The sequence below is a fragment of the Ornithinimicrobium sp. genome (genome assembly GCF_051004135.1).
GTDB lineage: Bacteria > Actinomycetota > Actinomycetes > Actinomycetales > Dermatophilaceae > Ornithinicoccus.
In genome coordinates, this window is sequence record NZ_JBPCKQ010000038.1 from 1 (window position 1) to 3462 (window position 3462).

4 protein-coding genes are annotated in these 3462 nt (G+C 69.5%); 3 read left to right on the forward strand and 1 reads right to left on the reverse strand.

The window, feature by feature from the left end:
• Nucleotides 1-635 precede the first annotated feature (635 nt).
• On the forward strand, nt 636-1559 hold the full coding sequence (locus ACR2FV_RS01990) for a LysR family transcriptional regulator (RefSeq protein ID WP_434014047.1): 924 nt from the start codon (nt 636-638) through the stop codon (nt 1557-1559).
• Nucleotides 1560-1642: 83 nt separating this feature from the next.
• Nucleotides 1643-2434 carry a maleylpyruvate isomerase family mycothiol-dependent enzyme gene (locus ACR2FV_RS01995; protein ID WP_434014048.1) on the forward strand — a complete coding sequence of 264 codons (792 nt, stop codon included), beginning with the start codon at nt 1643-1645 and terminating at the stop codon, nt 2432-2434.
• A 74-nt stretch (nt 2435-2508) separates the two neighbouring features.
• On the opposite strand, the gene ACR2FV_RS02000 is transcribed toward ACR2FV_RS01995, so the two are convergent.
• Nucleotides 2509-3045, reverse strand: a complete 537-nt coding sequence (locus ACR2FV_RS02000; RefSeq protein ID WP_434014049.1) for a DUF1990 family protein — start codon at nt 3043-3045, stop codon at nt 2509-2511.
• A 94-nt stretch (nt 3046-3139) separates the two neighbouring features.
• Here ACR2FV_RS02000 and ACR2FV_RS02005 point away from each other — a divergent pair.
• On the forward strand, nt 3140-3462 hold a 323-nt coding region (locus ACR2FV_RS02005), incomplete at its 3' end, for a hypothetical protein (protein WP_434014050.1).

The following is a 3462-nucleotide window of genomic DNA, read 5'->3' on the forward strand; positions in this document are numbered from 1 at the left end:
GCTCGTACCGGTACAGCACCGAGCGCCCGCAGGTCACCAGCACCAGCCCATCGCTGGCGTGCAGGCGCAGCACGCTCGGGTCGGGCATGGCCGCCAACACCGTCTGTTCCATCCCCACATACTACCACACATCTTATCGGATTTCCGATAACAACAGACACAGAAGAAGCCCTGATCACAGGGCATCAACATTCGCTACTTCAGGAGGTCTGAGCCCTCGGCGAAGGAGCATCGAATGGGGTTCTTGGACAAGGCGCGGGCGACGGCCACCGATCTCGCCGGCAAAGCCGACCACGCGATCAACCAGGCCACGTCGGGTGGCGGAGACCGCGACCAGCAGCGCACCTACACGATCTCGGAGTGTTGGCCTACCTGGAGGCTCAGGGGCGCCCGGTCGATGAGGAGGCCCGCAGCCGCGCGCTGAGTGGCCTGCGCGAGCTGGAGTCGCAGGGCCGGCTGGGCTCTTTGGCCCTGTCGAGCAGCCCGCCGCCTGCTCCCGGCGCCGGGTCGCCGCCACCTCCGCCCGGTGGCCACCCAGCTCCACCCCCACCACCCTCGGGGCGTAGCGCGCCGCCACCTCCGCCTCCCCCGCCGCCGAACGACTGAGGGCATTAGCGCGCGTTATCATTACTGGCATGTTCGATGCCGCTGGTTTACGTGTCATGCGGGCCATCTCGGAGGAGGGCAGCTTCACCGCTGCTGCCCATACCCTGGGCTACACCCAGCCCGCGGTCTCGCAGATGGTCCGCCGCCTGGAGCAGCGCTGCGGGACCACCCTGGTCGAGCGCAACGGCCGCAGCGTCCGACTGACCGAGGCCGGGTCGGTGCTGGCCCGGCATGCGGTGCAGGTGCTGGCTGCGCTGGACAACGCCGAGGCCGAGGTCGCGGCGATCGCCGGTATGCAGAGCGGCCGGGTGCGGCTGCAGGCCTTCCCCTCCTCCTCGGCCACCCTGGTCCCCCGCGCCCTGGCCAAAGTCAAGGAGCAGTACCCGGGGATCACCGTGCAGTTCTCCGAGGCCGAGCCGCCGGAGTCCCTCGCGGCGCTGCGGGACGGCACCTGCGACCTGGCGGTGGCCTTCACCTACGACGGCACCGACGCCGGCCGGGGTGAGGACGACCTGCAGGGCCTGGTCGTCCTCGACGTGCTCACCGACCCCGTGCTCGTCGCGTTGCCCGCCCAGCATCCGCTCGCCGCGTCCGACGTCGTGAGCCTGACCGATCTGGCGGACGAGCCCTGGATCGCGGGATGTCCCCGATGCAGGGGCCACCTGCTCTCGCTGGCCCACCAGGCCGGCTTCGCACCGGACGTGGCCTTCGAGACCGAGGACTACGTGGCCGTGCTCGGCCTCGTGGCCGCCGGGCTGGGGGTGGCTCTGATGCCTGCGCTGATCCTGCACTCGGTGTCCCACCCCGACGTTGTGACCCGGCAGGTGGCCCCGGTCTCGCAGCGGGCCGTGCAGATCGTCACGACCCCGGACCTGCAGCGGGTGCCCGCGATCAAGGCGACGATCGAGGCCTTGTGCAGCAGCGCCCGGGAGCTGCGCTCCGACCACGCCTGACCTCCGCGCCCCCCCACGCACCAAGCCGACCGAGCACTCATACCCCCCTGGTGTGGCGGCGACTCGGGTGGTGAGATGGCAGCATGACCGACTTCAAACAGGCCATCGTGGAGGAGTCCGAGCGCTTCGTGCAGGCGATCCGGCGGAGCGATCCCGAGGCCGAAGTCCCCACGTGCCCCGGCTGGACCTCGCAGGACCTCCTGTGGCACCTGACCGAGGTCCACGCCTTCTGGGCCGGGATCCTGCGCGACGGTGCGCAGACCGACGAGGACATGGAGGGTGTCGAGGCGCAGAATCCCGCGCGACCTGCCGACCAGGACACCACGATCACGGTGTTCCGCGACCAGACCTCGGCGCTGGTGGCCGAGCTCGACGAACGACAGGACGACGAGCCGGCCTGGTTCTGGCTGGAGACGGCCAAGACGGTGGGGTCCACGCGCCGCATGCAGGCGCACGAGGCGCTCATGCACCGCCTCGACGCCGAGCTGACCGCCGGCATCGACTCCGCCCCGGTGGACCCGGAGCTGGCAGCAGACGGGATCGCCCACGCCGTGGAGGTGATATGGGCGTGGTGGTCCACCCTCCCCGGCTTTGAGTTCAGACCGGTCGTCGGGGCAGTGGAGCTCATCGCCTCCGATCTGGACCGGACCTGGCTCCTGCAGCCCGGCCGCTGGGTCGGAGTCGGGCAGTCGGGCACGTCATACGACAAGCCTGGCGCCGTGCTCCGGGCCGGTGGCGAGGTGCGCGCGACCGTCTCCGGGACCGCCGAGCAGATCGACCGCTGGCTCTGGGGCCGCAGCGCCGAGCCCGACACGGCCGGTGACGAGACGAGCCTGGACGCCCTGCGTGCGGCTCAGTCACAGGGTATGCAGTAGCCGGTCCAGCCCGTGGTCTCGACACCAGTGACCGGTGCGGACGCCACCGCACAGTAGGCAGCGGGAGCAGTCTCTTACGGCAGGCGGTCGAGAGCCCGCAGGTACCGCTGCGTCATGAGGTGCTGGACGGCTCGGGTCGCCGGGCCACCGAGCTTGGCCAGCGTCGATGCCGGCTTGGAAACCGCGGTGATCGTGAACGTGATGCTGCCGTCGTCGAGTCGCTCGAGGAGGAACTGTTCTTCACCGCCCTCGGGGTGCCCGACGAGGGTGACGTAGGCAAAGCCCTTGCGCCGCGGTTCGTCGATCACCTCGACCACGCGACAGGGGATCCTCAATGACAGGAAACCAACCCCCCACCGCATCAGCACGACGGTCCCGGCCACCATGGGGATGTCCGAGGCTCGCACCCGTAAGCCTGCTTGCTCATGCACGCGCCACCGGACCAACGCCTCCCCGGCGGCCTCGAGGTCCTGACTTCTCAACACCACGGAGCGCTGGAGCCGGGTGAAGCCGGGCCACGTCTTAGGACGGGCTGCGCCCGTCGGGTCGTACGAGCGCGGTCGGCCGCTCAATCGGGCGACCTGCTCATCATCGAGACGACGCACCGACATGGTCACATCATCACCCACCTCGCATGCCTCAACATGGTGGCTGGGCGTCCGTGCCGACGTTCGCAGCCTTGGGCCACCGTGCGACGCTGTCTTCGTGGGTCGTTACCCCAAGATCGCGATGCTCGATCCCTTCCGGGAGGGCGTCTGGGCCTTGCGACGCCACGAGATGGTTCTCGGCCATGTGGCCACCGTGGTCGAGCCCGTCTGGATGCCCTTTCGCAGGACGGAGCGTGTCTGGCTCCTGGTGACCTGGCTCGATGGCGTCACCGAGCGGATCGAGGAGGACTACGAGCCGTGGACCTTCGTCACGGAGTTGCTCAACGGCCAGTTCGAGTGGGAGGGCATGGGCGGCAACAGTCCCCGCCTGGGCCACTACCGCGCACACCCGCTGGTGGATCCTGAGCGAACGGCACTGTG